1 protein-coding gene is annotated in these 281 nt (G+C 40.9%); it reads right to left on the reverse strand.

The window, feature by feature from the left end; all coding sequences use genetic code 11:
* The coding region (locus FMM58_RS08440) for a flagellin hook IN motif-containing protein (RefSeq protein WP_317845623.1) at positions 1 to 281 on the reverse strand (281 nt) is incomplete at both ends.

A 281-nucleotide genomic window follows, 5' to 3' on the forward strand; every position in this document is an offset into this window, starting at 1 on the left:
TTAATACGCCTGAACCTGCACCCATGGAACCAGTGATTTCTATACCACGACCATCAGCACTATTTAAGACTAATCTACCACTATCATCTATACTAGCCTCAACCCCTGTTGTATCCTTAACTGAATTTATAGCAGCTATTAGGGCACCATTTTGATCCCCTGCATAATAATCAGTTTGACCAATAGTTACGCCATTGATCGCAAAATCCACACTAGTAGAACCTGCTTGTATAGGATAGGTTCCTGTAGTTTGTACTGAATAAGATGCCCTAACACCTGTC

Source organism: Campylobacter sp. LR291e (assembly GCF_008633915.1).
In the GTDB taxonomy this organism is placed as follows: Bacteria; Campylobacterota; Campylobacteria; order Campylobacterales; family Campylobacteraceae; genus Campylobacter_D.